The following is a 13,139-nucleotide window of genomic DNA, read 5'->3' as shown; positions in this document are numbered from 1 at the left end:
CCATGACGTAAGTCAATAAGATCCCTTGAAGAACACAAGGTTGATAGGTCAGAGGTGTAAGTGCAGCAATGTATTTAGCTGACTGATACTAATAGATCGAAGGCTTGATCAAATTATTTACTCTGTGCAATTTTGAAAGAATTATTCTTTCAAAGGAAACTTCTTCAGCGTAGCTGAGAAGTACTGATTCAAAACGAAATCAGAGATTTCTGTGAATCAACATCTGGTGATTATAGCTAGAAGGTAACACCCGTTCCCATGCCGAACACGATGGTTAAGCTTCTAAGCGCCGATGGTACTGCAAGGGTGACCTTGTGGGAGAGTAGGACGTTGCCAGGTTAGTATATGGATCTTTAGCTCAGCTGGTTAGAGCAACCGGCTCATAACCGGTAGGTCCGGGGTTCGAGTCCCTGAAGGTCCACCATATTTGGGGGTATAGCTCAGCTGGGAGAGCACCTGCCTTGCACGCAGGGGGTCAAGAGTTCGAATCTCTTTATCTCCACCATAAAAAACTCATGGTATTAACCATGAGTTTTTTTTATTTGTTCTTTATTATATATTATTGTATTATTGGATGTATAATATAAATATAGGAGAGATTATGTGAAATTTTATAGAATAAAACAATTCTATCTTAACTTAATAGATAGAATGAAAATAGAAGATGAAATATTTGTAGATAAATATTTAACTAGATATGAAAAAGAACTATTTAAAAAGCTTTCAAAATCTGATCAGAAACATTCTGTTAGAGTAGCATATTCTATAAAAAGTAATTGTATAAATAAAAATAAAGATAGGTATTATACAACGAGGTTAATAAAAATAGCTCTTTTGCATGATATAGGGAAAATTAATTGCAATTTAAATGTATTAGATAAGAGCATATTAGTTATATTAGATTGCTTAACTAAAGGTAAGCTAAGAAATTTATCAAATATAAAAAAAATAAATACTTATTATAATCATGGAGAAATAGCATTTCATATGTTAAAGTATAAGGGATATGATAATCAATTTTTAGATATTATAAGAAACCATCATAGTAGAAACTATGTATCTAATGAAGAGTTAAATATGCTAAAGTCTAGTGATGCTATAAATTAAATTAAAGGAGGAATAATGTGAATTATTTGGATAGAAGGGACTATATACAGAAAACATTAATGAGTAGTGAATCAGCAATAAAAGGTCAAGATTTTGCAGATAAACTAGGAGTAACAAGACAAATTATAGTAAAAGATATAGCTATCTTAAGAGCTTCTGGAGCTGATATAGTAGCAACACCAGAGGGATATATTATGAATAAAAAAGATAAAAATTTAAACTTTAAAATAATAGCTCTATCTCATGATCGATATGAAATAGAAGATGAGTTAAAGACTATTGTAAAGTATGGAGGAGTAATAAGAGATGTTATAGTAGAGCATCAATTGTATGGAGAAATAAAGGCAGTACTAATGGTAAAAACCATAGATGATGTTGAAAAGTTTGTTAAGAAGTTTAATGAATATAAAGCAGAACCCCTTTTAAAGCTTACTAATGGCTTACATATTCATACTATACTAACAGAAACTAAAGAGCAAATGGATAATATTATATATGAACTAGATAAAAAGGGTTATTTAATAAAATAAGTATTATTATAAAAAAAGTTAATTTATTAAGGTGGTATATTTGTGAAGAAGAAAAAAGTTATTACATTTATAGCTATTATAATATTGTTACTGATATTATTTTTATATAGGTCAACTTCCTTTATAATAGATTTTCAATGGTTTCAGGAGTTATCTTATACATCAGTATTTTTAAAGGAATTTTTTACAATAGGGAAATTATTTACTTTGTCATTTGCACTTATATTTATAAGTATATGGTTATATTATTTAAGCTTGAAAAAAAATATAAATTGGCAAGAACATAATAAGAGAAAAAAATTAATGATTGCATTTAATTGTATTGTATCATCATTATTTGCCTATTTTTTCTCATCTAAATATTGGTATCAAATTCTTCAATTTAATAATTCTGTTCCCTTTGATATAAAAGATCCTATATTTAATAAAGATATTTCATTTTACATTTTCAAACTACCTTTCTTACAATCTATTTATGTTCTAATTTTAAGAGTACTTGTGTTTTTAGTAATTTATACTTTGATTTTGTATTTTATTATAAATTTAAAAGATAAAATTAAAGAAATCAATTTTAGAAAGACTTTAAATATAAAAAGTATAAAAAACGATGTAAAAGATTTTGCAGGTAAGCAATTGGCTGTGGTATCCGCAATTATATTATTATTTTTGTCCATGGGATATATAATAAAATCTAGAAATTTAGTTTATAGCCCGCGAGGTTTAATCTTTGGAGCGAGTTATACAGATATAAATATAAGTTTATTAATTTATAGAATTATAATTATAGTATCTTTTATAGGTTCTATAGTAGTTTTTATAAGTATTATAAATAAAAAAATAAAACCTATAATAATTTCATTAGTTTTGATTTTTTTACTTATACTTAGTGAAGGTGCAACATCAAAATTGGTCCAAACTTTTGTTGTTAATTCAAATGAAAAAAAGTTAGAAGAACCATTTGTTAGATATAATATAGATTATACTAGAAAGGCTTTTGATATAGATGATATAGAAGAAATAAACTTTGATATAAATAATAATTTAACAGCGCAAGATATAAAAAATAATAAAGAATCTATAGATAATATAAGAATAAATTCTTTCGAACCAGCATTAGAATTTTATAATCAATATCAAACCATAAGACCTTATTATATTTTTAATGATATAGATATAGATAGGTACAAAATAAATGGAAAAGAAAGTCAAATATTCATATCAGCAAGAGAACTCAATTTAAAGGCTATAGAACCAAATACATGGCAAAATAGACATCTAATATATACACATGGTTATGGAGTAGCTATGAGTAAAGTAAATTCAGTAACAGAAGAAGGACAACCTGACTTTTCTATAAAAGATATACCCCAAGTAAACAATACAGATATTTTAATAGACAATCCAAGAATTTATTTTGGAGAGAAAACTGATGAATATGCCATAATAAACACCAAATTAAAAGAATTTGATTATCCACAAGGTGCAAATAATAAGATAACCGAATATGATGGTAAATCCGGCATTAAGATGAATTTATTAAATAAAATAATATTTGCTATAAATAAAAAGGACTTAAATTTCTTACTGTCAAGGGATGTAACTAGAGAAAGTAGGATACTTATAAATAGAAATATAGTGGAGAGAGCAAAGAAAATAGCACCTTTTTTAACCTATGATAATGACCCACATTTAGTAATACATGATAATAAACTTTACTGGGTAATAGATGCTTACACTACTTCAAATAAATATCCATACTCTCAACCTTATGAAGATATAAATTATATAAGGAACTCAGCAAAAGTGATAATTGACGCTATAGATGGAGATATAAACTTCTATATAACAAATAAAAATGATCCAATCATAGTAAGTTATTCAAAGATATTTAAAAATTTATTTAAAGATTATAGTAAAATTCCAGAAGGTATAAAGGAGCATTTAAAGTATCCAGAGGATATTTTTAAAATTCAATGTAAAGTATTTGAAAAATATCATATGACAGATACTATAGCTTTTTTAAATGGAGATGATTTATGGGAATTATCACAAGATGAGAAAACTATGAATACAGATAAAGCAACAAATGAATCACCTTATGTTTTTATGAAACTTCCAAATGACAATTTAGAAGAAATGATATTATTAGGATACTTTAATATGAAACAAAGAAATACAATGTCTTCTATGTTAGCTGCCAGAATGACTTCTGATAACTATGGAAAATTAATTATGTATAGATTTCCTATACATAAAACCATATATAGTCCATATTTCTTTAAACAAAAGATAAAGCAGGATCCACTTATCTCCAAGGAATTATCACTTTGGAATATAGGGGAGGGCGGAGCAAAAGTACAGTTTGGAGATACTATCATTCTACCAATAAATAATTCATTATTATATGTAGAATCTATGTATTTAAGAGCAAAAGGTAAAAATAGTGCACCAGAGGTTAAAGGAATTATACTCTCATATGGAGATAAAATAGTTTTGGATACAACTATGGATGAGGCATTAACTAAATTATTTACTAAAAAAGAGGAAGGAAAAGAAGAAAATATAGAAGATAATAAGATTAATTCTATAAAAGAAGCTAAAGTAATATATGATAAAGCTATCAAAGCTCAAAGAGATGGAGATTGGGCAAAGTATGGAGAATATATTAAAAAGCTAGGAAATATATTGGAATATATGGTAAAATAAACTTGTATTACTGAAAAATTATTAGTTTACTTAAAAAATACTTGTATTACGGAAACAATACTTGTAAAAATAAAATATATATGAGAGGTACAGTATGGGATCCTTATATAATAAAATTGTAAATTGTAATAAAAATAATAGAATACTATATATAAATACAGATTTTATTATTGAAAACAATAAAGGAGAAGTAATTAGGGATTTTATTTTATATTCTATAAAAAATGAGGAAAAAGTTTTTTTATTTACTGATGATTTTCTATGCTCTAATTTAAAAGCAATGTTTAAAAAGGATTATAGTATTATAAAGAATTCCTTAAATAAAGGTATATTAGAAATTAAATTTTATAGCAAAATGAATATAGCCAATGATGTAAATAAATTTTATAAAATATTAGAAGAAGAAATTAAATATAAAAATAAAATTAATATAATTTGGAACTTTAAAAACTTATCAAAGTATATTAATAAGATGAAAAAACTTAATTTATCTATAGAGAAACTAAATTTTAATGATAAAGGTAAAATTAGAAATTTAGTATATGTTAATAATTATTGTAACTTAACTATGTTTAAAGGTTTGTATTCGAAATTTGAAAGCATTATTGTATTAGATAGGAATAAGGAACTATACTTTGATAATAATAAAGATTTCTTTAAGTCACGATGGCTATTGAATTCAAATGCACAATTAAAATATGAAAATCATAATTTGCTTTCATTTAATAGTACTTTTTCTAATATGCCTAAAACCTATAATAAAACGGAATTTATTGAATTAGTAATGAAAAAGTTAAAAGAAATATGTAATATAGATTTTTGTATTATGTACAGTAAAAATAAATTAAAAGAAAATGTATTGGGGTTAGATAGTTATTTAGGAATTAATAAAAAACATAAATATTATATTATGAATCATAGAAATTTAATACTATATCAAAAATCCATAAATAAAAATATAATAGATAAAGAAATAAGTAAATATATGGATTTTGCAACTATAGAAGATGAAGAATTAAAAACAGTGTTACTACAAGAATTAGATGTACATTCTATAATTACAATTTATGTTAAGTATTACGATTTAACTAAAGGTATAATATCAGTAGGAAGATACGGACACAATAGAAAAATGATAAAAGAAGAATTAAAACATTTAAATTCAATATGTAAAAGTGCATTTTGTATTATACAAGAACAAAATAAATTCATAGAGAGTGAAAAATTAAGGGCTATGGGAGAAATGGCAGCTGGGATAGCTCATGATGTAAACAATGTTTTAACTCCTATAGTTGGAAGTATTCAACTTCTAAAAGAGAGTAATATGAAAGATAAACATCTAATTAAACAATTAGATGTTATAGAGATGTGTGCTTATGACGGTATGAATATAACCAATAAAATTAAACGTTTTACTAAACAATATAATTTAAATTATGGACTAGAGACTTTTAATATAGATAATATAATAAAGGATGCAATAAATCTTACTAAAAATAAATGGCTTACAGAGAGCGCATTAAATGGTATAAATATAAATGTAATGTCCAAATTAAATTCTAATGCAAAAGTTAAAGGAAATGAAACTGAGATAAGAGAAGTATTTATAAATATAATAAAAAATGCTATAGATGCTATTCCAGAAGAAGGTTATATAGAGATAACTTCAGAGGTAAAAAATAATAATGTAGTAATAGAGTTTAGAGATAATGGTATAGGAATGAATAGAGAGGTCGTAAAGAGAGCTTTTGAGCCTTTTTTTAGTACAAAGGGTAAGAAAGGTTCAGGATTAGGTTTAAGTGTTTCCTATAAAATAATACAGGATCATGGCGGAACAATGAAAATAGACAGTAAAGAGAGTTTTGGAACTGTATTTTATATTGAACTTCCAATTTGTAATTATATAAAGGATATTAATTTTGATAAGAAGGATGTTAAAGTTAATTTTGAAGGAAATATATTAATAGTGGATGATCAATATGAAGTAAGAAAAATTATATCAGATATGATAAAATCTATTACAAAAGCTAAAGTTAAAATTTGTGATAATTCTAATATAGAAAATGAAATAAAAAAGAGAAATTATGATATAATAATCTGTGATTTTTCTATGTCTGGATTAAATGGTATACAGATATCAAATATAGCTAAAAAGATAAATAAAGATATATTTTTCTGCCTTATGACAGGTTGGTTAGGTGACTTTGATGAAAATATGATAAAAGATATAGATCATGTTTTAAACAAGCCAATAAATATTGATAAGTTAAAAAATATATTTGTAATCTATGAAAATTATAAATATCGATAATTTTATGTATGATATATATTCACATTAATTTACCGAAGGGGATGAAAGTAGTGGATTATGATGTACTTATATTAGGAGGGGGCATAGTAGGATGTGCTATAGCCTATGAACTGTCTAAATATAGTTTAAATATAGCTTTAATAGAAAAGGACTATGATATTGCAGACGATGTTGCGCTATTTAATTCTTCTATAGTATATGATGGAGTAGAGAGTAAAGATACTTTAACAGCTAAATTAGAAATGATGGGGAGCAAAATTTTAGATGAACTTTGTCCTAAAATTAATGTCCCTTTTAAAAGGAGACCTTCTATATTAATAGCACAAAATGAAGAAGATGTAGGAAAGCTGCATAATATATATAAAAGATCTGAAGACAGGCAAATTAATGATGTGTATTTAATGGAAAAAGAGGATGTAAAAGATTTGGAACCATATTTAAATGTAGAAGTTAAAAAAGCCTTATATTCAAAAAATACAGGTATAATATGTCCTTATGATTTGGCAATAGCTTATGGAGAAATTGCTTTTGACAATGGAGTAAAATTTAGATTAGAAGAAGAAGTATTAGATATAGAAAAAATTACAAAAGGATTTAGAGTTGTAACAAATAAAAATAAGTTTACTTGTAAAATGGTTATAAATACTACACCAAGACAAAATTATAATATAGATACTTCTAAGAATTTAAGAAAATCAGAGGGATATCTAAATTACTTTATATTAAACGATGAACATAATTATAAACATAATAATTTATTGTTTATACTAGGAAAAGATGAAGAAGATTTATTTAAAGTTCATTCATTGCAAGGAAATACTATATTGATATTAAAGTCAAAAAAATCCTTATCTTATACTGAAGCATTGGGTAAGGTTAAGGATGTAGTTTCAAATCTAGAAGAAGAAAAAATAGATATATTCTATCAGGAACCATTTTATAAAGAAAGTGCTATAATAGATGAAAGTTTAGTAGATACAGGATATATAAAAATTTTAAGTAAACACTATGGAGAAGTTACTGTAACTCCAGCTATAGCAAAAATGATATGTGAAACAGTTGTAAATAATTTAAATTCTATATTAAAAAAGGATTTTATAGATAAAAGAAGAGAAGTCTATAGATTTAGAGATCTATCAAATGAAGAGATAGATAAGATAATAAAATTGGACAAAAGGTATGGAAATATAATTTGTAAGTGTCAAAAGATATCAGAAGGAGAAATAATAGATGCAATTAGAAGACCTCTAGGAGCTAGAACCCTTGAAGGTATAAAAAGAAGAACGGGGGCGACCTATGGAGAGTGCCGGGGATCTGGTTGCCTAAATAAAATTATAAAAATACTTGCAAGGGAAACAAATAAAAAGGTAACTGAAATAGTAAAGGATTCTAAGAGCTCTATAATAGTGGGGGCAAGAATAAAAGAATTTGATTAAGATAAAGGGTGATACTATGGTTAAAAGCTTTTTATGTAAAGAATGTAGTAATAAATGTATTATGTCTATTGATATATATGGAGAAAATGGAGAGTATGTAGAAATTAAGGGACATAAGTGTGAAAAAGGAATCGAATATGCAAAAAAAGAGAAGGAAAACAATAAAGATATTTTTACTACTATAGTTAGAATTAAGGGTTCAGATAATTATAATGTGGTTCCAGTAAAAAGCAGTAAACCTATTGATAAGTCATTATGGGTGGATTGTTCTAAGGCGTTAAGTATGCTTCATGTAGGTGCTCCTATAAAAGTAGGAGATGTGGTGTGTCATAATTTATTAAATACAGGTGTAGACATAGTATGCACAAAAAATATTGAAAAATATAAATATTAATTTGACAATAGTAAACTAAAAATATATAATAAAGGTTAATTTGATATTGAAACCTATGAAAAGGCTAGTAGCAATATAAAAGTCTTTAGAGATTCAGTGGTTGGTGAGAACTGAAACTATTTATTTTGTGAATCCACCTTGGAGGGATTGTGATAATAAACAGTACGTTAAGCACGTTAAGCTTATTTTAAAGAGGATTAATTTTACAAGTTAATCAATTAGGGTGGCAACGCGGAGTCTTTCGTCCCTTTAAGGGCACGAGGGGCTTTTTTTAATATAAAAATATAGGAGGGTACATATATGCTAGATTTAAAAAGAATAAGAAGTAATCCAGAAGAAATAAAAAAGGCATTGGCAGGTAGAGGTGAAGATTTTGATGTATCTGTTATAGATAAAGTACTACAATTAGATGAAGAAAGAAGAAATATATTAGTAGAAGTTGAATCATTAAAAAATAAGAGAAAGCAAGAATCAGCTAAAATACCTCAATTTAAAAAAGAAGGTAAAAATGTAGATGACATAATGGCTGAAATGAAAGAACTTGCGGGGAAAATAAAAAAATTAGATGAAAGATTATCAGAAATTGATGGAAGTATAGAATATATAATGTTAAGAATACCTAATATACCAAATCCAAATGTTCCTAATGGGGATTCAGATGAAGATAATGTGGAAATTAGAAGATGGGGCGAGGCTACAACATTTGAATTTGAGCCTAAAGCCCATTGGGATTTAGGTGTAAATTTAGATATATTAGATTTTGAAAGAGCTGGTAAAGTAACAGGCTCAAGATTTACTTTCTATAAGGGATTAGGTGCTAGACTTGAAAGAGCGGTAATAAATTATTATTTAGATACTCATATAGATGAGCATGGGTATACAGAAATTCTTCCACCATACATGGTAAATAGAAAGAGTATGACAGGAACAGGTCAACTTCCTAAATTTGAAGAAGATGCTTTTAGACTTGAAGAACAAGACTATTTTTTAATACCTACAGCAGAAGTTCCAGTGACAAATTTATATAGAGATGAAATATTAAATGGATCAGACTTACCAATGAAACATGTTGCATATAGTGCATGCTTTAGATCAGAAGCAGGATCAGCAGGAAGGGATACAAGAGGTCTTGTAAGACAGCATCAATTTAATAAAGTAGAACTTGTTAAATTTACTAAACCAGAGCAATCCTATGAAGAATTAGAAAAGTTAACAAAAGATGCAGAAGATGTTTTACAAGGATTAGGAATTCCTTATAGAGTTGTAAGGATATGCAAAGGCGATTTAGGTTTTACTGCTGCATTAAAATATGATATAGAAGTTTGGATGCCAAGTTATAATAGGTATGTAGAAATATCAAGCTGTAGTAACTTCGAAGATTTCCAATCAAGACGTGCTAATATAAAATATAGAGAAAATCCAAAAGATAAACCTAATTTTGTGCATACATTGAATGGTTCTGGGGTAGCAGTAGGAAGAACAGTTGCAGCTATAATAGAAAATTTCCAACAGGCTGATGGAACTATTATTATACCAGAAAAATTAAGACCTTATATGGGCGGAAAAGATGTAATAAAATAATAATTTATGTTAATTAAATATAGAGTTTACCTTTAATATTGAAGGTAAACTCTAAAAAATAAAAAAAACTTGAAATATATATTGACAATATGGTTAAATACTGATATAATCGTTTATGTCATCAAAAGTGGAAAGATGGTCGAGTTGGTTTAAGGCACCGGTCTTGAAAACCGGCGTACGGGTGACCGTACCGTGGGTTCGAATCCCACTCTTTCCGCCAATTTTATATATTTAGAAAGTAGAGCTTGGAGAAATACTCAAGAGGTCGAAGAGGCGCCCCTGCTAAGGGCGTAGGTCGGGTAACCGGCGCGAGGGTTCAAATCCCTCTTTCTCCGCCATAGCACCTAGGTACACTAGGTGCATTTTTTAAAAAGTTATATATAATATGCACCGGTAGCTCAGTTGGATAGAGTAGCTGGCTACGAACCAGTTGGTCGGGGGTTCGAATCCTCTCCGGTGTACCACAAACCTAGTAATTTCAATGATTGCTAGGTTTCTTATTTTATTCAAATACACGTTTTGCCCCCTTTTTTACACCTTATAGAATTTATATAAGTTTTATAACTTATATAACCCCATACAAATCTATGAGGTCATTTAATAAATTTATACTTATATTTTTATTTACTACAAAATTTTTTTCCTATTTTATCACCTATTAGAACTTTAGTTTCGTAGCCTAAATTACTTTGCATTAGTATATCTTTATCTATAGATACCTTATTTTTTTCAAAAAACAATATTACTGTAGAACCACCAAATTTAAAATAACCTTTTTCTTGTCCTTTTGAAACTTCTTTATTTGCAGTATAAGTCTGAACTATTGTTCCAACACAAGTTGCACCAACTTCCATATATAATATATCTCCAAAATTATTAGATTTTAAAATACTCCATTCTCTTTTATTTTTACAAAACAAACTAGGGATTTTTTCTAAGGCTATTGGATTTACAGAATAATAATATCCATTAATTTTATTTGTTTTTGTACATATACCACTATCTATAAAATGAAATCTATGATAATCTGTAGGGCATAGTCTAAATATAATACAACTTCCGTTTTTATACTGTTCACATAACTTATCAGAATTTAGTAATTCCTTAAAAGAATAATTTGAACCCTTAACTTGAATTATTTTATTTATATCTATATTTTCAAAGGCTAAAACTTTGCTATCAGCAGGAGATATTAAAATATTTTTATTACCATATATAGTTCTAGAATTTGATTTTAATTTCCTTGTAAAAAAATCATTAAAAGAGTTAAATTCACCTATAGATTTTAATGATTCATTCATATCTATATTAAAATTATTCACAAAAGATTTTATTTTTAATGTGCTTAGTTTACTATCGCAGTATTGTCCATAGATGTAAGAAAAAAATTTCTTTTTTGTAACAATATCTAAAAAGTTAATGTTTTTAGAATTATATAGCCAATTAAGGAGCTTTTCACCAGAAATTTTTTCTATTTCGTAGGATTTAGTTTTTCTATTATAAAATTTAATCATTTTTCCCTCCTAATATTATAAATTATGATAATATAATTATAGTTTATATAGTTTAATTATCAATAATATAATTGAAATATATAAAATAGTATATAGTATATAATATAGTTATAAGTAATTGAGTTCGGAGTTGATAAATTATGAATAAAACTAAAAAACTTATATTCAAGGCGGCAATAAAGATTTTTTCCCAAAATGGATATAACGGAACAACTATGGATGATATAGCAAAAGAAGCTAATGTAGCTAAAGGAACTTTATATTATCATTTTAAAAGCAAAGAAGAAATATTTAAGTTTATAATCAATGAAGGAATGAATATCATATCTGAAAAGTTAGACGATATATCCAAACAAGATAGTGATTCAATTTCCAAATTAAAAGCAGTATGTAAAGCTCAGCTTAGTGTGGTATATGAAAATAGAGATTTCTTTAAAGTTATAATGAGTCAATTGTGGGGAAGTGAAATAAGACAATCTGAGATAAGAGAAAAAATAGAAAAATATATAAAAGATATAGAAAAATATATAAAAGATGCTGTAGATGAAGGAGGTATAAAAAAGGGTGAAACCTATTTTATGGCATATGCAGTATTTGGTATGTTATGCTCTGCATCAATATATGAATTAATAAATGAAGATAAAGAAAAAATAGATGAAGTGGCAGAGAGTCTTATGGATTATATACTTAAAGGAATAGAATCATAAATCAAATGGGATGTCTTATTATAAAAATACTCTTATTTTGAGATATTCCCTTTCATTTACTTTTTATTTAAAGTGCTTGTTAAATGTATATTATTACGAGTTTAATATAATAAAGCTAAATTATATTAAATTATTATACTTTTTCTATGTTGACAAAAAAAATAAATTATAATACACTTATGGATGTTAGGGTATAATATTTGCGCTCGTAGCTCAGTTGGATAGAGCAGTGGTTTCCTAAACCACGTGCCAGGGGTTCAATTCCTCTCGGGCGCACCAAATCTAATTTATGTTGCTATAATAGTTAGGATTAAATAAAGTGATTTTAAGCGTTAAAGTAAAATTATCTAGAATATGCTTACAATCACTTTTTATACTATAGAGTCTATTTTATAGAAAAGAGTATTTATATGGTAGAATATTTTATGAAAGAAGCGGTTTTAGAAGCTAGAAAAGCATTAAATATAAATGAAGTACCAATAGGTGCTGTGATTGTAAAAGAAAACAAAATAATAGGTAGAGGACATAATCTAGTGGAAAAATCAAAAAATCCATTAGCTCATGCAGAAATAATAGCTATAAGAGAAGCGTGCAAAAGTATTAATAATTGGAGATTGAATGGGTGTCATATGTATGTTACATTAGAGCCCTGTCCTATGTGTGCGGGCGCTATAATACGATCCAGAATGGATAAAGTATATATTGGTACGTTTGATCCCAATTCAGGGGCCTGTGGCACTATTATAAATTTAACGCAAAATAAATATCTAAATACAAATATAAATATAAATTGGTTATATGATGAAGAAAGTAGTACATTACTAAAGAAATTTTTTTATAGTAGAAGATAAAT

The 13,139-nt window shown here is 26.8% G+C and carries 10 protein-coding genes, 6 tRNA genes, 2 rRNA genes and 1 other annotated feature; of the genes, 17 read left to right on the top strand and 1 reads right to left on the bottom strand.

Translation table 11 applies throughout. The features are described 5' to 3' along the window. The 14 genes from B5D21_RS13320 to B5D21_RS13255 form a co-directional block, all read left to right on the top strand. Nucleotides 1-112: ribosomal RNA gene (locus B5D21_RS13320) — 23S ribosomal RNA — on the top strand; the annotation flags it as partial. A 110-nt stretch (nt 113-222) separates the two neighbouring features. Then, a 5S ribosomal RNA gene (rrf, locus tag B5D21_RS13315) occupies nt 223-339 on the top strand. 8 nt (nt 340-347) lie between these two features. Further along, nucleotides 348-424: transfer RNA gene (locus B5D21_RS13310), tRNA-Ile, on the top strand. Between the two features lie 5 nt (nt 425-429). Further along, nucleotides 430-505: transfer RNA gene (locus B5D21_RS13305), tRNA-Ala, on the top strand. 98 nt (nt 506-603) lie between these two features. After that, nucleotides 604-1,107, top strand: coding sequence for an HDIG domain-containing metalloprotein (locus B5D21_RS13300; RefSeq protein WP_011098414.1), 504 nt, complete (start codon nt 604-606; stop codon nt 1,105-1,107). 17 nt (nt 1,108-1,124) lie between these two features. Further along, complete coding sequence (locus tag B5D21_RS13295) at nt 1,125-1,637, top strand: transcription repressor NadR (RefSeq protein ID WP_011098413.1); 513 nt, start codon at nt 1,125-1,127, stop codon at nt 1,635-1,637. A gap of 42 nt (nt 1,638-1,679) precedes the next feature. Further along, entirely contained in the window at nt 1,680-4,343 is a 2,664-nt protein-coding gene (locus tag B5D21_RS13290; protein ID WP_011098412.1) for a UPF0182 family protein, read from the top strand. A gap of 94 nt (nt 4,344-4,437) precedes the next feature. Then, nucleotides 4,438-6,654: a hybrid sensor histidine kinase/response regulator gene (locus B5D21_RS13285; RefSeq protein ID WP_078688122.1), complete on the top strand. Its 2,217-nt coding sequence runs from the start codon at nt 4,438-4,440 to the stop codon at nt 6,652-6,654. A gap of 50 nt (nt 6,655-6,704) precedes the next feature. Next, nucleotides 6,705-8,090 (top strand): NAD(P)/FAD-dependent oxidoreductase, encoded by a 1,386-nt coding sequence (locus tag B5D21_RS13280; RefSeq protein ID WP_035111954.1) that lies wholly within the window; start codon nt 6,705-6,707, stop codon nt 8,088-8,090. 16 nt (nt 8,091-8,106) lie between these two features. After that, entirely contained in the window at nt 8,107-8,484 is a 378-nt protein-coding gene (locus tag B5D21_RS13275; RefSeq protein ID WP_035111958.1) for a DUF1667 domain-containing protein, read from the top strand. A gap of 46 nt (nt 8,485-8,530) precedes the next feature. After that, nucleotides 8,531-8,736 (top strand) — a binding site (T-box leader). Between the two features lie 48 nt (nt 8,737-8,784). Then, nucleotides 8,785-10,065, top strand: a complete 1,281-nt coding sequence (serS, locus tag B5D21_RS13270; protein WP_011098408.1) for a serine--tRNA ligase — start codon at nt 8,785-8,787, stop codon at nt 10,063-10,065. Nucleotides 10,066-10,194: 129 nt separating this feature from the next. Further along, nucleotides 10,195-10,285, top strand: a tRNA-Ser gene (locus B5D21_RS13265). A 27-nt stretch (nt 10,286-10,312) separates the two neighbouring features. Beyond that, a tRNA-Ser gene (locus tag B5D21_RS13260) sits at nt 10,313-10,403 on the top strand. A 49-nt stretch (nt 10,404-10,452) separates the two neighbouring features. Further along, nucleotides 10,453-10,529: transfer RNA gene (locus B5D21_RS13255), tRNA-Arg, on the top strand. Nucleotides 10,530-10,685: 156 nt separating this feature from the next. On the opposite strand, the gene B5D21_RS13250 is transcribed toward B5D21_RS13255, so the two are convergent. Next, nucleotides 10,686-11,579, bottom strand: coding sequence for a phosphatidylserine decarboxylase (locus B5D21_RS13250; RefSeq protein WP_011098407.1), 894 nt, complete (start codon nt 11,577-11,579; stop codon nt 10,686-10,688). Between the two features lie 140 nt (nt 11,580-11,719). On the opposite strand from B5D21_RS13250, the gene B5D21_RS13245 reads away from it, so the two are divergent. From B5D21_RS13245 to B5D21_RS13235, 3 genes are all read left to right on the top strand, one after another. Beyond that, entirely contained in the window at nt 11,720-12,286 is a 567-nt protein-coding gene (locus B5D21_RS13245; RefSeq protein WP_011098406.1) for a TetR/AcrR family transcriptional regulator, read from the top strand. Between the two features lie 202 nt (nt 12,287-12,488). Further along, nucleotides 12,489-12,565: transfer RNA gene (locus tag B5D21_RS13240), tRNA-Arg, on the top strand. Nucleotides 12,566-12,696: 131 nt separating this feature from the next. Next, entirely contained in the window at nt 12,697-13,137 is a 441-nt protein-coding gene (locus B5D21_RS13235; protein WP_011098405.1) for a nucleoside deaminase, read from the top strand. The last annotated feature ends 2 nt before the right edge of the window (nt 13,138-13,139 follow it).

The organism is Clostridium tetani (genome assembly GCF_900167265.1).
GTDB classification, from domain to species: Bacteria; Bacillota; Clostridia; order Clostridiales; family Clostridiaceae; genus Clostridium_G; species Clostridium_G tetani.
This window is presented reverse-complemented; position numbering and strand designations above follow the sequence as displayed.

Excerpts from the sequence above, each read along its gene's own strand:
- B5D21_RS13285 (WP_078688122.1), top strand. The coding sequence starts at position 4,438 with ATGGGATCCTTATATAATAAAATTGTAAATTGTAATAAAAATAATAGA.
- B5D21_RS13275 (WP_035111958.1), top strand. The coding sequence starts at position 8,107 with ATGGTTAAAAGCTTTTTATGTAAAGAATGTAGTAATAAATGTATTATG.
- serS (WP_011098408.1), top strand. The coding sequence starts at position 8,785 with ATGCTAGATTTAAAAAGAATAAGAAGTAATCCAGAAGAAATAAAAAAG.
- B5D21_RS13250 (WP_011098407.1), bottom strand. The coding sequence starts at position 11,579 with ATGATTAAATTTTATAATAGAAAAACTAAATCCTACGAAATAGAAAAA.
- B5D21_RS13245 (WP_011098406.1), top strand. The coding sequence starts at position 11,720 with ATGAATAAAACTAAAAAACTTATATTCAAGGCGGCAATAAAGATTTTT.
- B5D21_RS13235 (WP_011098405.1), top strand. The coding sequence starts at position 12,697 with ATGGTAGAATATTTTATGAAAGAAGCGGTTTTAGAAGCTAGAAAAGCA.